General features: G+C 38.0%; 16 protein-coding genes and 4 tRNA genes. 10 read left to right on the top strand and 10 right to left on the bottom strand.

Annotation, left to right across the window (positions count from 1 at the left end; translation table 11 throughout):
* Positions 1-33 precede the first annotated feature (33 nt).
* The 4 genes from ACTJJH_RS04290 to rnr form a co-directional block, all read right to left on the bottom strand.
* Positions 34-465, bottom strand: a complete 432-nt coding sequence (locus ACTJJH_RS04290; protein ID WP_440600794.1) for a hypothetical protein — start codon at positions 463-465, stop codon at positions 34-36.
* An 11-nt stretch (positions 466-476) separates the two neighbouring features.
* Positions 477-686: a YheV family putative zinc ribbon protein gene (locus tag ACTJJH_RS04285; protein WP_002117042.1), complete on the bottom strand. Its 210-nt coding sequence runs from the start codon at positions 684-686 to the stop codon at positions 477-479.
* Positions 687-726: 40 nt separating this feature from the next.
* Positions 727-2,781, bottom strand: coding sequence for a M3 family metallopeptidase (locus tag ACTJJH_RS04280; protein ID WP_032036739.1), 2,055 nt, complete (start codon positions 2,779-2,781; stop codon positions 727-729).
* A 135-nt stretch (positions 2,782-2,916) separates the two neighbouring features.
* Positions 2,917-5,334 carry a ribonuclease R gene (gene rnr / locus ACTJJH_RS04275; protein ID WP_440600793.1) on the bottom strand — a complete coding sequence of 806 codons (2,418 nt, stop codon included), beginning with the start codon at positions 5,332-5,334 and terminating at the stop codon, positions 2,917-2,919.
* 261 nt (positions 5,335-5,595) lie between these two features.
* Between rnr and ACTJJH_RS04270 the strand changes: the two genes are divergently transcribed.
* From ACTJJH_RS04270 to ACTJJH_RS04255, 4 genes are all read left to right on the top strand, one after another.
* A tRNA-Ser gene (locus ACTJJH_RS04270) sits at positions 5,596-5,686 on the top strand.
* A gap of 10 nt (positions 5,687-5,696) precedes the next feature.
* Positions 5,697-5,773 (top strand) — tRNA-Arg (locus ACTJJH_RS04265).
* 39 nt (positions 5,774-5,812) lie between these two features.
* A tRNA-Arg gene (locus ACTJJH_RS04260) sits at positions 5,813-5,889 on the top strand.
* A 106-nt stretch (positions 5,890-5,995) separates the two neighbouring features.
* The gene (locus ACTJJH_RS04255; protein ID WP_320539706.1) at positions 5,996-6,589 is read left to right on the top strand and encodes an HAD-IB family hydrolase; all 594 of its coding nucleotides are present in this window, start codon (positions 5,996-5,998) and stop codon (positions 6,587-6,589) included.
* A 64-nt stretch (positions 6,590-6,653) separates the two neighbouring features.
* Here ACTJJH_RS04255 and ACTJJH_RS04250 read toward each other — a convergent pair whose 3' ends face one another.
* Positions 6,654-8,828 (bottom strand): beta strand repeat-containing protein, encoded by a 2,175-nt coding sequence (locus ACTJJH_RS04250; RefSeq protein ID WP_440600792.1) that lies wholly within the window; start codon positions 8,826-8,828, stop codon positions 6,654-6,656.
* Positions 8,829-9,200: 372 nt separating this feature from the next.
* Between ACTJJH_RS04250 and ACTJJH_RS04245 the strand changes: the two genes are divergently transcribed.
* Both ACTJJH_RS04245 and ACTJJH_RS04240 read left to right on the top strand, forming a co-directional pair.
* Positions 9,201-9,320, top strand: a complete 120-nt coding sequence (locus ACTJJH_RS04245; protein WP_228130857.1) for a hypothetical protein — start codon at positions 9,201-9,203, stop codon at positions 9,318-9,320.
* 88 nt (positions 9,321-9,408) lie between these two features.
* A tRNA-Arg gene (locus ACTJJH_RS04240) sits at positions 9,409-9,485 on the top strand.
* 115 nt (positions 9,486-9,600) lie between these two features.
* On the opposite strand, the gene ACTJJH_RS04235 is transcribed toward ACTJJH_RS04240, so the two are convergent.
* Positions 9,601-10,293, bottom strand: a complete 693-nt coding sequence (locus ACTJJH_RS04235; protein ID WP_440600791.1) for a nitroreductase family protein — start codon at positions 10,291-10,293, stop codon at positions 9,601-9,603.
* 223 nt (positions 10,294-10,516) lie between these two features.
* Here ACTJJH_RS04235 and ACTJJH_RS04230 point away from each other — a divergent pair, with 223 nt between their 5' ends.
* Complete coding sequence (locus tag ACTJJH_RS04230) at positions 10,517-11,014, top strand: YcxB family protein (protein ID WP_005804627.1); 498 nt, start codon at positions 10,517-10,519, stop codon at positions 11,012-11,014.
* Positions 11,015-11,053: 39 nt separating this feature from the next.
* On the top strand, positions 11,054-11,695 hold the full coding sequence (locus ACTJJH_RS04225) for a fumarylacetoacetate hydrolase family protein (protein WP_069121968.1): 642 nt from the start codon (positions 11,054-11,056) through the stop codon (positions 11,693-11,695).
* A 102-nt stretch (positions 11,696-11,797) separates the two neighbouring features.
* Here the strand turns inward: ACTJJH_RS04225 and ACTJJH_RS04220 are convergent, their stop codons facing one another.
* The gene (locus ACTJJH_RS04220) at positions 11,798-13,045 is read right to left on the bottom strand and encodes a YihY family inner membrane protein (protein ID WP_440600790.1); all 1,248 of its coding nucleotides are present in this window, start codon (positions 13,043-13,045) and stop codon (positions 11,798-11,800) included.
* A 360-nt stretch (positions 13,046-13,405) separates the two neighbouring features.
* Here ACTJJH_RS04220 and wrbA point away from each other — a divergent pair, with 360 nt between their 5' ends.
* Positions 13,406-14,008 (top strand): NAD(P)H:quinone oxidoreductase, encoded by a 603-nt coding sequence (gene wrbA, locus ACTJJH_RS04215; RefSeq protein WP_440600789.1) that lies wholly within the window; start codon positions 13,406-13,408, stop codon positions 14,006-14,008.
* 51 nt (positions 14,009-14,059) lie between these two features.
* Here the strand turns inward: wrbA and ACTJJH_RS04210 are convergent, their stop codons facing one another.
* The 3 genes from ACTJJH_RS04210 to ACTJJH_RS04200 all read right to left on the bottom strand — a co-directional run bounded on the left by ACTJJH_RS04210 (position 14,060) and on the right by ACTJJH_RS04200 (position 16,251).
* The gene (locus ACTJJH_RS04210) at positions 14,060-14,635 is read right to left on the bottom strand and encodes a xanthine phosphoribosyltransferase (protein ID WP_002119547.1); all 576 of its coding nucleotides are present in this window, start codon (positions 14,633-14,635) and stop codon (positions 14,060-14,062) included.
* A 72-nt stretch (positions 14,636-14,707) separates the two neighbouring features.
* Entirely contained in the window at positions 14,708-15,421 is a 714-nt protein-coding gene (locus tag ACTJJH_RS04205; RefSeq protein WP_002119525.1) for a DUF3108 domain-containing protein, read from the bottom strand.
* Between the two features lie 158 nt (positions 15,422-15,579).
* Positions 15,580-16,251: a hypothetical protein gene (locus ACTJJH_RS04200; protein ID WP_064785259.1), complete on the bottom strand. Its 672-nt coding sequence runs from the start codon at positions 16,249-16,251 to the stop codon at positions 15,580-15,582.
* Between the two features lie 232 nt (positions 16,252-16,483).
* Between ACTJJH_RS04200 and ACTJJH_RS04195 the strand changes: the two genes are divergently transcribed.
* A complete protein-coding gene (locus tag ACTJJH_RS04195) occupies positions 16,484-17,368 on the top strand; it encodes an energy transducer TonB (protein ID WP_440600788.1) in 885 nt (294 codons plus the stop codon).
* The last annotated feature ends 49 nt before the right edge of the window (positions 17,369-17,417 follow it).

Below are 17,417 nucleotides of genomic sequence, written 5' to 3'. Positions count from 1 at the left end.
AGCTTTAGCTTTTTTTAAGAGTTCATTGAAAAACTATTGCTGTTTAAGCTGAGCTTCAAGCAATTTAACTTGTTCTTCTTTGAGTTTACTTAGTTGATCCGCATCTGCATGCTGAGCTTTTAAGGTGGCTTCCTGATCTTTTAGCTGGCGATGAATATCTTCAAGTTTAGATACTTCTTCTTTTGCTAAAGACTCTTGTGCTGGGACAGGCTCTTTAAGCACATTTTCACTGACAAGTTGCTGAGAGCTTGCATTTTCAGCTAAGGGTTCAGAATTTGGTAATGGCTCAGCTGGTTTCGGTTTAGCAGGAGCAGGAGTCGAGACAGGTTGTGGATCAACCAGTGGTGCTGACGACTCGGTTTTTTTAAAAAACCATTGCGCTGCAAAAAAAAGCACTACGAGAATGCTTAAGCCCCCAATTAAAATCCATAATAATTTTGAGTTTTGTTTTCTTTGTAGTGGCATGTTTAAGACCTTTAGTCGGGACGACGTGGCTTGAACTGTATTACCCCAATTTCATCCGGTTCAGCAGGTGTTTCAGGCTCATCAACATGAGTCGGACGATTTTCGCTATAACCGCATTCGATACATTCAATCCATTCGTCTTCTGCGGTGGTTAGCATGATAATCCGATCCATGGCTTCACATTTTGGACATTTTGCCCCAGCAATGAAACGTTTTTTCATCTTTATCACCCTAACCACACGATCAATTTAGGCCCATAGTTTAAGCGGTTTTGTTGTCATTCGTCCAACCTTGATGACGTAACAATGCGTCAATTTTAGGCTCGCGTCCACGGAAATTAACAAATGCCTCAAGCGCAGTGTCTTTTCCACCCACAGCTAGAATTGCCTGACGGAATTCTTTACCCGTTTGAGTGTTAAAAATGCCTTCATTTTCAAAACGATCAAATGCATCGCTCGCTAAGACTTCTGCCCATTTGTAAGAGTAATAACCTGCGGCATAACCGCCAGCAAAAATATGACTAAAACTATGTTGGAAACGGTTGTAGTCGACAGTAGGAACGACCGCATATTGTTTACGAATATCGTTTAAGGTTTGCTGAATTTGCTCACTATTCAGAGCAGGCGTTTTGGTGTGAATGGTCAAGTCAAACAATGCAAATTCAAGCTGACGTAAAGTTTGCATACCAGATTGGAAGAATCGAGCATTTAATAAAGCATCTAGTAATTCTTGTGGCAAAGTCTGTTTACTATCGATGTGTTCACTTAATACATCTAGGCTTTCTTTATCCCATGACCAGAACTCCATAAACTGGCTTGGTAGTTCTACCGCATCCCAAGCAACACCATGAGTTCCCGCAACCGAGATATTATCTACTTCGGTCAACATGTGATGTAAACCATGTCCAAACTCATGGAACAAAGTAATCACTTCATCATGAGTCAATAAAGCAGGTTGGTCACCTACCGGAGGAGTGAAATTACACACCATATAGCAAATTGGTTTTTGTAAACCATGAAGAGTCTGCATGCGCGAGCGGAAGCCGTTCATCCATGCGCCACCACGTTTACCTGTACGTGCATAGATGTCAAAGAAGAAGCCACCAATCACTTGGCCTTGGTCTTCTAATTCAAAATAACGTGCATCTGGATGCCAGACAGGTGCTTGTCTTTCAATAATGTTAATGCCATATAGGCGCTGCACAATCTGGAATAATCCCTGAATAACTTTAGGTGCAGGGAAGTATGGTTTTAATGCTTCTTGAGATAAATTAAATTGTTGCTGTTTTAGTTTTTCAGAATAGTAAGTTGTATCCCAAGGTTTAAGCTCATCTACACCATCTTGTTTAGCAATATCTTGAAGTTCGGCAACTTCTTGAAGCGCAGGAGCACGCGCATGCTCTGCGAGGTCAACCAAAAACTCATGTACTGTTTTTACGTCTGGCGCCATTTTGCTTGCCAGAGAATATTCAGCATAGTTATTGAAACCAAGTAGTTTCGCCATTTCCTGACGAAGACTCAAAATTTCTTCCATAATTTTGCTGTTATCAAACTCAGTTTGTTCAGACTGATCAGATGCCCGAGTCACATAAGCTCTATAAAGCTCTTCTCGCAATGCACGGTCATCGGCATAAGTCATGATTGCAAAATATGCTGGGAAATCTAGGGTTGCGACAGCTTGGTCAAGTTCACGTTGTTTGCCGTACTGTTTTAATAACTCAATATTACTTTCTGGAAGGCCTTTTAGCTGATCTTCGGTAAGTGGCTTAAAGTAAGCTTGTGTTGCATCAAGAACGTGGTTTGAAAAATCAGAAGAAAGCTGTGAAAGACGCGCAGAAATCTCTGCATAACGTTTTTTCTCTTCGCCTTCTAAAGCGACGCCAGAAAGTTTAAAGTCACGCAAAGCTAGACGAATAGCACTTTGCTGTGCAGGGCTAAGAGAGCTATAACCTTGACCATCATGGATGTGTTGATAGGTTTGATAAAGCGCCGTGTGTTGACCAAGCTGAGTGTAATATTCACTTAATGCTGGTAATAAAGATTGATAGACTTCTCTCGTTTCTGCATTGCTCATTACAGCGTTTAAATGCGATAAAACGCCCCATGATTCACTTAGATTATTTTCAAGCGTATCGACTTGCTCAAGTACGGCAAGTTGCTGAGCTGCATCTGTAGGTGCAGCCGTAAGAGTATTTAAAAATTCTTGACCTGCTTGGATCGCTTGTTGAATGTCTTGTTTTAAATTTTCTAATTCAATTTGGTCAAAACGCGGAGTTGGTAAAGTCGATTGCTGTAAAGTCATTGCTAATAGCCACATTATTTTTTAAACATGGTATTAGATGTAGGTCCTATCAAGTCGGAAATCAAGCTTAATGTGTAAAATAACCCCTTTTAAAAAGAAATAAGCCTCCTATTGGAGACTTATTTTTGAAACGTGATAATTATTTACTCACTATTCAGCCTTTGATTTTGCATTCGACTTTTTCTTTTTAGGCTTAGATTTTTTCTTCACCTTTTCTGATTTAGTCTCGGCTTTTGCTGAGGTTTTTTTACCAGATTTTTTGGTGTAAGAACTTGGCTTACTTTTTTCTTTCTTTTTGTGAACAGGTCGCTCACCATCACTACTGACAGTTGGTTTACTGAAAACTTCTTCAGTCGCCTGCGTAGTAGTTTTAGTCGTACGCGGCGCACGGCTACGAACTACTCGGCCTGCATGGGTAACTTGCTTAATGAGCTGGAAGTCAATTTTACGTTCTTCCAGATTGACACCAGCGACCTGAATTTTAACTTCATCGCCCAAACCAAAGACTTGACCACGATTTTGACCTACTAGATTTTGACTGGCTTGGTCATAAATAAAGAAGTCATCGCCGAGTTGGCTAATATGAATCATGCCATCGACATATAAATCTTTCAGTGTCACGAATAAACCAAATTCGGTCACCGCACTTACAATACCAATAAATTCATCACCTAGGTGCTGTTGCATGTAGTGACATTTCAACCAAGTTGTTACGCTGCGAGATGCTTCATCAGCGCGGCGCTCTGTTTGAGAGAAATGTTCACCTGCATCATCTAGTGCAGCACCAGAGAGTGGATAAGGCTTTTGTTTCAAGTGAGCTTTAATGGCACGGTGTAACAATAGGTCTGGGTAACGACGAATTGGCGAGGTGAAATGCGTATAAGCTTCATAGGCCAAACCATAGTGCCCTGCATTTTTTGCGCCATAATAAGCTTGCATCATTGAGCGTAATAAGACGGCATGAATACTTGGTGCATCAATGCGATCTTTGGTTGCTTCAATTACTCTTTGATAGTCTGCTTGAGTTGGTTGGTCAGGGAAAGGTAGACCCAGTAATTTAACAAAGTCTTTTACTTTCTGAATACGTGAGAACTCTGGAGCTTCATGCACGCGGTATAACATTGGAACATCATGTTCTAATGCATATTCAGCCGCAGCAACGTTAGCAAGTAACATGCACTCTTCAATGAGCTTATGTGCTTCATTACGTGTACGTGGTAAAATTTCTTTAATCCCGCCTAGCTCATCAAAAGTCATGTAAGTTTCAATGGTTTCAAATTCCATTGCATGACGATCAGCACGTAAATTTTTCAAAATCTGATAAAGCTGGAAAAGCGTATTTAACGATTTATGAATATCACGATCTTTTGGAATCGCATCTGTTGCGCCGTCAAAATATTGTGCCACCTGTGTATAGGTCAAACGCGCTTTTGAATGCATCACTGATGGATAAAAATCGTAACCAGTTACACGACCTGTACGAGAGAGTTTCAAGTCACAGACCATACATAAACGGTCTACATGAGGGTTTAGAGAGCATAAGCCATTTGACAATGCCTCTGGTAGCATCGGTAATACGAAATGCGGGAAGTATACCGAAGTACCACGTTCCTCAGCTTCTTCATTGAGGGCTGAGTCTAAGCGTACATAATGGCTAACATCAGCAATTGCGACAACTACACGATAACCGCCACCTGGACGTTTTTCTGCATAAACCGCATCATCAAAATCTCGAGCATCTTCACCATCGATCGTAACTAATGCTAAATCTCGTAAATCAATGCGGCCTTCACGGTCTTGAGCAGATGGTTCTTTAAAGCTTTCAGCTTCTTTTATAACTTCATCTGGGAATTCGTAAGGTAAGCCAAACTCAAGAATAGTCTGCGGAATAATAATTTCTGTATCAGCTTTGTCGGCCATAGACTGAATAATATGCGCCGTCGCAAATTCTTCACGAGTCGGATAACTATCTATTACGACACGTAGCATATCGCCAACATTTGCTTCAGCATGTGTTACCAGTTCTTTTTCTAAAGGAATAGGTTGGTGCTGATTTGGATTGTTGGGCTGAATAAAATATTCGCCATCGTGAACCGACAATTTACCAATTAATTGTTTAACACGATGTTGTAAAACTTCTGTGATAAATCCCCAAGGTTTGCCTTTACGATCAACTGAAGTCTGTCGCACTCTAACTCGGTCACCGTTAAAGACTAAACGTAATTCACGTTCAGGAAGTAAAAGGTCACTTTGACCATCAATATGCGCTGTGCCTAAACCTTTACTATTGATATAAACAGTTGCTTCATAGGTCGGTTGATCTGCCACCAACTGAAATTTAAACCCGTCTTTCATGATTTGACCATCACGAACCATAGCACTTAAGCGATGACTGAGTGCTTCAATACTTTTTTGGTCATGAATATTAAAATGATCGACAAGTTCTGCATGAGATTGCGGTGTCTGCAATTGTTCCAATGTATCTAAAATAAGAGTACGGCTTGGAATAGGATTGTCATAACGTTCAGCTTCAGCTTTCGCTTCGGGGTCAGCCCAGTTTTTTGTCATGTCGTTTGGTTTCACGCTTGGCAGATAAGTTTAGCATAAGTCATGCAGACCCGAACTGCACGTTTAGGTTTGCAATAATGTGTTATGCACTACAGTATTTTGATGAAGAAATAATATCTATCTTAACAAGCGTTTGATCGAAAAAGACGAAAATAATGAGAAAATTGCTTAAAAAATAATTCATTGAACTAAAAAATAAGAAAATTTCACTATGATGACTTGAACAATAGGGTTTTAGTTTGTATTATGGCGGCTCGTTCCGGTGAGGTGGATGAGTGGCTGAAATCACTTCCCTGCTAAGGAAGCATACCTATTACTGGTATCGAGGGTTCGAATCCCTCTCTCACCGCCATTTACTTAATGCGCTCATAGCTCAGCTGGATAGAGCACTTGGCTACGAACTAAGGGGTCGGGAGTTCGAATCTCTCTGAGCGCACCAAGTAAAATAGAACGAATCGCTGAAAGGCACACAAGTTACGCGCTCATAGCTCAGCTGGATAGAGCACTTGGCTACGAACTAAGGGGTCGGGAGTTCGAATCTCTCTGAGCGCACCAACTTGAAGAATTAACCGCTTTTATAGCGGTTTTTTTGTGCCTGTTTTTTAGTACTTTAAAAAAATCTAAATTTATAACTTTTTAATTATATTAGAGATAATCATAAATGAACTTAGCTTTATTTGACTTTGATGGCACGATCACTCATAACGATACATTCAGTCTATTCCTTAAATTTTCTTTAAATAAAAAAACTCAAATACTAGGTGGTATTCGACTTACACCTTATATAGCGGGTTATAAGCTTGGATGGGTAACCGATAAAACTATTCGAACTAAACTCTGTCAGGTGGGATACGTGGGCTATGATGCGGCTTCCCTAAAATATATGGGACAAGAGTTTGCTAAAAATATCCTTCCTACCTGTGTGCGTCAAAATGCTTTGGAACGTATTCTCTGGCATAAACAACAAGGTGATCAGATTGTTGTTGTATCTGCATCATTAGGTGTTTATTTAGAAAGCTGGTGCCAATCTTTAGATTTAGACGTTATATGTAATCAACTTGAAATACGTGATGGTATTTTGACAGGTGATTTTATTAATGGTGATTGTGGTTATTTAGAAAAAGTAAATAGAATAAAAAACAAATATGATTTAACTCAGTATTCTACAATTTATGCTTATGGTGATACACCTAATGATTATGCAATGTTAGAGCTGGCGCATAAGAAATATTATAGATGGGAAGAAGTGAATTAATATTTAAAGATATATTAATAAATAAAGCCACTTGTAATAAGTGGCTTTATTTTAATGACTTATATTAAACAGTATTGAAAGAGTTTTCTAAGAAGTTATCGGTAAGTAATGATGTAGGTACGATAGTATGCGTTGTATTAGTTACGCTTGATACTGTCGAAGTTACACCACCGAGTAAGCTACCACCAGTTAATCCACCTAGTAAATTAGAAATAACATCTAATCCGCCTTCACCAGTCACACCGCCCGTTAAGCTACCCACGATATCTGTTACGATGCCGATAGGGTTGTCTGTACCGCCAGTAACGCCACCAGTTAAGCCGCCTAGAAGGTCGGTCACTAAGCCAAGAGGACTATCACCATCTACGCTACCAGTTAAACCGCCAAGTAAATCAGTGACTAAGCCTAGTGAGCTATCTCCACCAGTAACCCCACCAATAGTTCCTGTCAATCCACCAATGATTTCTGTTACTAAGCCAGTAGCAGTTGTGCCATTTGTAATTAGCGTATCGAGAATACCGGTAGCAGATTCAGTAGCACCTTGAATGTCTCCACCCACTAGATCAGAAATGACTTCAAGCGTGCCATTTACTGTGTCACGAGAAGTTTCGAAAGTTAATGTGCCGAGGTCTGCAAGTTCAGAAACAGGATGTTCTGCTTGTGGGAGAATGCTGATAATTGTATCTGCAACTGTATCAATGCCAGTGTTGATAATTTCAGTTTTTAAGCTTTCTACGCCCTGAAGAATATCAATACCGCCTTGAACAACATCAATCACTGGAGAGATTGGGGAAGTTCCATCACCGATACCACCAGTTACACCGCCAATAATGTCAGTAATTACTTCAAGTGGATTACCATCAACACCACCAGTTACGCCACCGATAATGTCAGTAATTACTTCAAGTGGATTACCGTCAACACCACCAGTTACACCGCCGATAATGTCAGTTACGATTTCAAGAGGATTACCACTAACACCGCCAGTTACACCACCAATAATGTCGGTTACCACGCCAAGTGGGCTATCACCACTTGTTGCGCCGCCGATAATGTTATTAATAATTCCAGTGGCAGTTGTGCCATTTGTAATCAGCGTATCGAGAATACCGGTAGCAGATTCAGTAGCACCTTGGATATCACCACCAACTAAATCAGAAACAACTTCAAGTGCACCGTTTACTGTGTCACGAGAAGTTTCGAAAGTTAAAGTGCCAAGATCTGCTAGGTCTGAAACAGGATATTCAGTTTGTGGAAGAATACCAATAATAGTATCAGCAACAGTGTCGATACCAGTATTGATGATCTCAGTTTTTAGACTCTCTACACCTTGTAGAATATCAATACCGCCTTGAACGACATCAATCACTGGAGCGATTGGAGATGTGCCATCACCGATACCGCCAGTTACGCCGCCGATAATATCAGTAATTACTTCAAGCGGATTACTGTCAACACCACCAGTTACACCACCGATAATGTCAGTAATTACTTCAAGCGGGTTACCGTCAACGCCACCAGTTACGCCACCGATGATGTCAGTAATTACTTCAAGCGGGTTGCCATCAACGCCACCAGTTACACCACCAACGACATCTGTAATGCTTCCGACAACGTCAGTAACAATACCTGTTGCAGTTGTACCATTAGTGATTAATGTTTCAACGACACCAGTAGCAGACTCAGTTGCGCCTTGGATGTCTCCACCCACTAGATCGGAAATGACTTCAAGCGTGCCATTTACTGTGTCACGAGAAGTTTCGAAAGTTAGAGTGCCAAGATCAGCAATTTCAGAAACAGGGTGTTCAGTTTGAGGAAGAACACCAATGATAGTATCAGCAACAGTGTCGATACCTGTGTTGATGATTTCAGTTTTTAGGCTTTCAACACCCTGAAGAATGTCGATACCACCTTGAACAACGTCAATAACTGGAGCAATTGGAGAGGTTCCAAGATCAATACCGCCAGTTACTCCGCCAATAATATTAGTTACTGTGTCTACAGGACTTGTAGAACCGATACTGCCAGTAACAGTACCAACGGCATCAGAAACAAGGCCTGTTGTGGTTGTTGTAAGGGTATTTGTTACTGTAGATAGAGTATCTGAAAGTAAACCAGAAGTTGATATCTGGCCTTCAATTGAAGAGCTACCAGTTACAGTAGTGTTCACCGATACAATATTACCCAAATCTTGAGTAATTTTTGATATCGAAGATACGAGGTTTGTTAGTAAGAACATGTTGGTCTATTTCCTATATAATTTTGTATTTTTAAGTAAGTATTATTTATTGCGCTTTATAATTAATGAGATGTGTATCTCAATAATTGCGATTTAGTATTGGTTAGATCTCAAAAGCTGTCAATGTGTATTTTTAGTCACATTTTTTGTTATTAAATAATATTTAAAGAAATAATAATTTATTTAATTTAGACATAAAAATAATAATAATTTTTATATTATATAATTTTAACTAATTATTTTTTTAATCATATTTTCACTTATTTGAAGCATTATCATAGTTAAATTTCAAACAGTCTTATAATAGTTAGGTTCAACCAGAAATATATTATTTATATAATGTTGACTAAAACAGTAGCCTTTATCTTCTAGATAGATGGCAAAAAGCTTCAAAAACTCTATAAAACTTATTTGAAAAAAAATATTTCAGATACATCTTTGGTGAGCAAAGTTTCAATAATTTTAGCTACAAAGCTGTGTAAACTAGAGTGATGGCTAAGAACTAGACGTTTGATGACAGAAAGATGAAAAAAGGCTTCCTAAGCCTTAAAAAATGCGTATAATGCGCAACATCAAGTACGCGCTCATAGCTCAGCTGGATAGAGCACTTGGCTACGAACTAAGGGGTCGGGAGTTCGAATCTCTCTGAGCGCACCACTTGAAGAATTAACCGCTATATATAGCGGTTTTTTTGTACCTATTTTTTATTAGTTCGATTTAAAAGCTAGTGCTCATGGCAACCAGCTCTTAAATGATTTGTAGTTGAAAAAAATTAGCCAAATGTTTTAAAGCGGCTTTCGTCTTCAATAAAAGCTTTTTCACCTGCTTCGCCTTCAATTGAACCAAATACTAATTGGGCTCTTAGTTTCCATTGAGCAGGAATTTCAAAAGCAGCATTAATTTTCTCATCGATAATTGGATTGTAATGTTGTAAAGAAGCTCCAATACCTTGTTCAGCCAATACATTCCACACTGCAAATTGTGCAATTGCTGTTGAGTGTTCAGACCAAACTGGGAAATTATCAGCATATAATTCAAATTGCTCTTGTAGACCTTTAATCACATCTTGGTCTTCAAAAAATAAAACTGTACCAGCACCCGCTGCAAAACTTTGAATTTTTTGTTCAGTTCCAGCCAGTGCTTCGGCAGGAACAATCGTTTTTAATACATCTAAAACAATATTCCAGAAATTTTGATGAGACTCATTAAATAAAATTACAATGCGAGATGACTGAGAGTTAAATGCTGAAGGGCTATGTTTGACCGCTTCTTGAATTAACCCTTCAATCTCCGAAGGAGTATGTTGTAAGTTTTTCCCGATCGAATAAATAGAACGACGTTTTTTAATTAATTCTAAAAAGCTTGGCTGATTGAAAAGAGGGGACTCTTGAGTGGCTTGAGTAACCACATCTTTTGAGACTGTTGCTTTTTGATTTAAGCCAAATAATTTTGCAAAGAAAGACATGAGACATTCCACTAAGAAGGTAATGCTCTTATTGTAGAAATTTTAAAAACTGAAATAAGCTCAAAAAATATGAATCTACGTTCTATATATGCAACGTAGTTGATCTTCGAATCTCATAATAAGCTCTACTTTTAAACAAAATAAAAAATAGCCTTTGATTCATTTTAAAGCTGAAATGAATATGCTCTAATAGTTTCGATTTATTGAGTATTGATGCAGTGCAATGACTGAGCAAAAAACAGCTTTATCTTTACGTTACTATTTGAATTTAGAAGAGTCACAAGATGGATTTTCATTAGTGACATTTGGGAAAAAGCAATTTACCCGTTTTCTTACACCTGCAATTAGTATCGCAATTATTATTTGGGGATTTTATTTAGGTCTCTCTGGGGTTGGACGATATTATGTCGGGTTAGGCGTATTTTTTCTGGTGATGCAAGGCTTGATGCGTTACTGGCTTTTACCTATGTTATTTAAGCGTCAATTTGTTCGTTACCAGTTTGGAAAGAGTGAGCAGGGAATCGACTTATATCAAGATTACTTTGAGCTTTATGCCAATGGTCGTAAGCAGGTGATGCAATATACGGATGTGCAAACTTTTGCTAAAGGTAAATTGACCTACATGCTTGAGCTAAAGAATAAAACTGTAATTATTGTACCAAAGCGCGCATTTGCACAGGTTTCAGATCAAACCATATTTGAAAATACATTTAAGAAATAAATTATTGGAATTATTAGCCGCAACAACAAAGGAAGCCTCATGAATACACGTCCTTCAAAAATCGTTTGCGTGGGCAGAAGTTACGCCGATCATGTCAAAGAATTAAATAATGCTATGCCTGACAGCCCTATATTATTTATTAAACCACCGAGTAGTTTGATTGGTTTAAATGACGGTATTTCTTGGAATCCAGCGTGGGGCAGTTGCCATTTTGAGTGTGAGTTAGTGTTACGTATTGATCAACCTTTGAAAGGTGAAACTGACCCTGAAAAAGCTTTAAAAGCGATTGGAGCAGTAACTTTAGGTCTTGATTTAACAATGCGTGACTTACAGAATGATCTGAAAAGTAAAGGCCACCCATGGGAGCGAGCTAAAGCTTTTGATGGTGCTTGTGTTTTGGCAGACTGGGTTGATACAAAAGAAATTACCAATTGGCAAGAGACCAAATTCACTTTCCATATTAATGATGAATTGCGTCAAGATGGTAATACTGCACTGTTAATGTTTACTATTGGCGAACTTTTAACTGATATTAATCAGGTTTTTACACTAGAACCAGGTGATGTGATTATGACAGGTTCACCTGCTGGGGTTGGACCATTACATGCAGGCGATCAGTTGAAAATGACATTAAAAGGTGCAACGCAAGATTTTGCATGGGAAACTTTTGTAAAAGCATAACCCATTCCTAAAATTGCCAATAAAAAACCCTATTATTTTTTAATAATAGGGTTTTTTATTGGGTAAGAAAGAGTACCTATACTATTGAAGAGTTCTACTTTCTTATTTCTCTTCAAAAATTGTTGAGAGTGGAATAGAAAGTTTTGCTGCTAAATAATCATTAGATTCGACCAAGGCGGGTCCTATTTTTTCCATCCATTCATCGTCATCATGTACATTCAAAACATCTTCACGTAATGGGAGAGGGTATGGGAGAGCAGTGAAAAAACTCCAAAAATCAACTTGGGATAAATTGCGCGCAAGCACATATTCATCTTTATCGGTACGTTTAACCAAATTTTGCTCTTCAAGCAAAAGTACATAAGCTGGCCAGCGGCCAATTTCTCCGCGACCTAAAATTTCTAAAGCTTCTTTGTCACTTACACTTTCACCGAGTTTCTGTTTTTTATAAAACAGCTCGAGAATATCTAATAGCATTAAAACAGGATGACGTTTCTGCTCTTTACCCGAGTGAAAAGCAGTTAGAGCAAAACTTACTTCTACGCCAAGTAAAATAATGTTCCATGACAGGAAGATCCATAGAAGGAAAATTGGCACTGCTGCAAATGCACCATAAATAATTTCATAACTAGTGAAATTTGACATCACAAAGCTAAAGAAATTTTTAAGTATTTCAAACAGTACTGCGCTTAGACAAGCAGCAATTCCTGCTGCATAAACTGGGACTGTGCGATTGGGAATGGTCCAATATAAAATGAAGAAACCCAAAATAGTGAGGGCAAAAGAAATTAGCCAGAGTAGAAATGCGCCATCAAGTTGATAACCTGTGAAGTTATTGCTTAATAAGTTCATCGATGCAACTGTTGATGAAATAACAAATGCGCTTCCTAAAATAATGGGACCTAAAGAGATGATTGTCCAATAGCGCATAAAGCCCATAATGCCACTACGAGTTTCTTTTACACGCCAAATACGGTTAAAGACGGTTTCAATTGAGGTCAGCATTAAGACAGTGGTCACGAATAAAAACAGCACACCAATAACGGTTAAGTTGCTAGATTTTTCTGTAAAAGCATTTAGCGCTTTATCAAATGCGATCGTGCTCTTCGGTAAAAAATTACTATAAATTAAATGTTGCAGCTGTTGTCTTGCGGGTTCTAATGCCTTGATTGAAGAAATAATTACTAAAAAAACTGTTAACATCGGCACAACTGCGAATAGCGTTGTATAGGTGAGAGAGCCAGCTTGTTCACGGCACCGATCAGCTTCAAAACGCTTAAATACATATAAAACGAACTGAAACCAGGTTTTATTATAAAAAGGAAGCTTACTTAAAAAACGTTGTAACATGCGTCGTCTATCCCGATTTTTTTAATCATCATGTTGGGCGATTGATAGCTTATCAAAGTATGAGCTTAAGTACTCAAATCGTAGATTAAAGCAAAATAATAACTTATAGAATTAAAGTCGTTCTGTAAGTTTACTATGTGCTATAGAAAGAATTGTAGCCATAAACTTTTTTCAACAAAGTAGGCTTTCTGTTGTCTAAGCAAGGGTTTACCAAAAGTAGATAAACTTTTTACTCGATGAGTCCGAGAAATTTGCTCGCATTATCTTTTGTGCTACCTCATCAATCACCTCTAGAATTTCATAAAATTGGTTGCGCCAAAAAAATAAAAAATCCCGTATAGTGTCTTTTTAACAAAATTTATGAAACCGATGCAACCTTACATTCTTGTACTCTATTACAGCAAATATGGTTCTACTAAAGAAATGGCTCATTTAATCGCCAACGGTGTTGAGTCTGCGGGTATGTCAGTGAAAATTCGGACAGTACCAAATATTGCTCCAGCTGTCACAATAGCCGAGCCAAGCATTCCGGAAGAAGGTGATATCTATTGTACGTTAGATGATCTAGCGAATTGTTCAGGTTTAGCGTTAGGTTCTCCAACTCGCTTTGGCAATATGGCAAGTGAAATGAAATATTTTTGGGATCAAACAACCAGTCTTTGGCTCAACGGGGCATTACATAATAAACCTGCTTGCGTTTTTACTTCTTCTGGTTCAATGCATGGTGGGCAGGAAAGTACTTTACTGACTATGCTGCCGCCGTTATTTCATCATGGCATGATGATTTTGGGATTACCTAATGCAATTCCAGCGTTATCTAATACTAAAACAGGTGGAACACCTTATGGCGCAAGCCATGTAAGTGGAGCGCGTCATGACCAGAACTTAAGTCAGGACGAAAAGATTTTGTGTGAAGCTCAAGGCAAACGTTTAGGAGAGATTGCTAAAAAGCTTTTAGATTAATTTTGAGCAAATAAAAAGAGCGGATATCCGCTCTTTTTTTAGATATACATTTTATTCTTTTACAAAAGTAACTTTGCCATCTGTAAGAGAGTGAACACGTGCTAATGATTCAACGCGGTAGCCTTTTTCAAGCAATAAATCACGACCTGGCTGGAATGATTTTTCAATCACAATACCCACACCTACAACTTCTGCATTTGCTTGGTGAATTAAATCAATCAGGCCTAATGCTGCTTGACCATTTGCCAAGAAGTCATCAATAACTAATGCTTTATCAGTTGAATGAAGATGTTTATTTGAAATCGCAATCGTGCTTTCAGTTTGTTTAGTAAAACTAAATACTTTAGAGCGATATAAGTCATCTTTTAAAGTCAATGACTGATATTTGCGAGCAAAAATTACAGGTACACCAAGTTCTAAACCTGCCATGATTGCAGGTGCAATACCTGATGCTTCAATGGTAATAATCTTGGTAATCCCTGCATCTTTAAAGCGAGCGGCAAATTCTTTACCAATCTGCTGCATTAATACAGGATCAATTTGGTGGTTTAAGAAAGCGTCGACTTTCAAGACTTGATCAGATAGAACGATACCTTCTGTTAAGATTTTCTGTTCTAGTGCGTGCACGGGAGAATCCTCTAGACGGATGCTTTTTAAAGCAAATGCGTATTTTAAAAAGCATCCAAAAAAATGCAAGCTTTAATTCGTCTTACCTGTATAACTTGTTAATAACAATCCATAAGAAGTTTTACCATCAATATGACTTACTTTAACTGGTAAATAATCTAATTTCGGCGCTAACCAAAAGATTGTACTGCGTTCAGGTTTGTTGTGTTGTAAAACCACTTTAATGGTATCGAATGTTCCATAAGAGGTTTTAATTTTCTCATTACCTTGTTTTACAAATCGACGATTTTCAACTTCTTTTGCATCTGCAAGTGGATAAGAGGACTTCAGTGAACCATTTTTTAAGTCTTCACGCAGTTGTAACTCTGCGTTTAACTCATCAAGAACGCCTGCCTGCCAAGCAAATGAACGAGCTTTATCATCTTTCTTGGTAGAGATAGTTTTGCTATTTGGATTAAAGTTAATACTCATGGTGTTGTTATGAATCAAAATTTTGCTGGTACGGCTAAAACTTTGAGATCCAATTTTACCATTGGTGAAACTAAATTTACTTGTTTCACTTGCGGACGCAATTCCGCCTGCTTTTGCAGTGAATTTATAAGTCCAGTTATTACCTTGTTGGCTTAAGGCACGTGTAGCCGACCCCATGCCTTTATTATTGTAAGTAAACTGATAATTTGCCTGAAATGGGCTCATGGCAAGTGCATGGCTTGAGAAGCCTGCAAAAAGCAAAGTTGTTGAAATACCTGTTGCGATGCCAAACGATTTCAGAAATTTTGTTGCCATAAGTAAATATCCTTGTACAGACTAAAAAGTCAGTGCTGATGCATCTGTAACTTAAACATATTATGCCTGTTGATCATGGAGAAAAAATCAGGATTTATGCTAAATGTGTAATCTATTTGTGTTTTTTGGCAGTTAATTCATCTTCATTTATAAACCGTTTATTCATCTTTTTGCTGAATTGGCGTTATTTCAGAATCTGCGAATTCCTCTTCAAAATCGTCGTCCTGATCACGAGAAAGTAAGGCTGCTAAATTCACATTTCCAAATACAACTAACTCAGCTTCACGAACTCGTGCGTAATTTATATGTACTTTGCCTAATGTTTCGATGATGCTGGCTTTTTTGCCAAACCAACGGTTGAGATCAAGAAATATAAGTTCATCGCGTTCTTCTGCTACATTAAAACGTTCAAGAATCATCCCCAAAGGGTCTTTTTTCAAAATTTTATGGTAATAAAAAACTGCGGCTTTTACGGCGATTTTTTGCCAAAAGTTTTTATATTTCGCTTCAATAATTTGTGTATTGCTAATTTGTTCAAAAACTAAAAGTTGTTGTTCTTTATTAAATTCCATCTGGATCAGTTTTAAATCAACCGATAGTGTGGTTTCTAAACCTTTTACATGCATGGTTGCATATAACCTTAACCAGTCATGATAAAGATCTGCATGTAAGTCATCTAAAAACTCAACATTATTGGTGACATAACGTTGCAAAGTGGCATTCAGAAAGGTTTGCGATAATGTAAAATCTCTTTCTTCCTCAATGAATGCTTCTGCTTTTTTATAGACTTTTTGAAGGCGTTTGACTAATGAGGAAAATAGCGTTTGCATAAAAGAACTTCCAAAAGATAATTTACTAAAGAGTCCACACAATCTTTATTATGATAAAAAACGGGTTTTGATATTGCAGTGTAACAAATTTAATTGATACATTTTGACAAAATGAAAATGGATAAAACCCTATATTTGAAGTGAATCACACTTTTATCCATATTTGAATATCAGTTTGTATTTTATTCGGTATTAAACCGTGGGGAAAAGGCATTTATATGCTTTTAAGATTATGTTGAACAAAAAAAGTTTATCCATAGAGCCTTTTCATTATTGGTGGCAAGACCGAGTCTTTATTGCTGCAACAATATTGGCAATCTTACTACATATTTTTGTATTGCTCATTCACTTTGCCATGCCTAGCCCATCAGAGCAATCTACTAAAGAAATTGCAATTTCAATTCGGCCAAGCAATGAACCAGTTCACCAAGCAGATTTTTTAGCGCAAGCAGATCAGCAAGGCTCGGGCGCATTTCGTGAAGCTCATCGGACTTCTAGTGATACTCCAAATCCGATGCCTAATGATGCTTCAACTGGAAATGCAGAGTTAGAAAGTTTGCAAAAGATTCAGCAGCAAAGAGAGCTTAAATTTGAAGAAAAAGTTTTAATGACGGTTTTGAGTTGGCAGAAACAAGCGGATGCAAGTCAAAGAAAAAAAGAATTAGAACAACTACAAAGTCAATTTCAAGCAAAAGCTGCGATGGTTGCAAGCCTTGAAGCACAATATTTGCAACGCCAACAAGATTTCAGCCGTCAGCAAAAAATCAAAACAATCGATGGAATTCAAGCGAAGAAAGATGCTTCAGCTATTTATTTAGATAAATTTCGTGAAAAAGTAGAGCTTTATGGCAACCGCTATTACCCTGAAGAAGCCAAACAGCAACAGCTAAGAGGTGAAGTGCGTTTAATGGTTATTTTGAATGCTCAAGGCGGAATTCGTGCAATCCGACTGCTTGAAAGCTCAGGGCATTCAATACTAGATGAAGCAGCTAAGTCTTCAGTACGTCGCGGCGCACCATTCGGGCATTTTGATGCGAATATGAAAGATATTTCAGAGTTGCGTATTGTACGTACTTGGCGTTTTGATCCAGCGGAAGCTGAATTTGAGGTTCACTAATTAAAAAAATGTGGATAACTTTTAGGATATCCACATTTTAAGAATCATC

It is taken from the genome of Acinetobacter sp. 22301 (assembly GCF_052045285.1).
In the GTDB taxonomy this organism is placed as follows: Bacteria; Pseudomonadota; Gammaproteobacteria; order Pseudomonadales; family Moraxellaceae; genus Acinetobacter; species Acinetobacter pittii.
The sequence above is the reverse complement of the archived record's forward strand: the minus strand, read 5'-3'. Positions and strand labels throughout refer to the sequence as shown.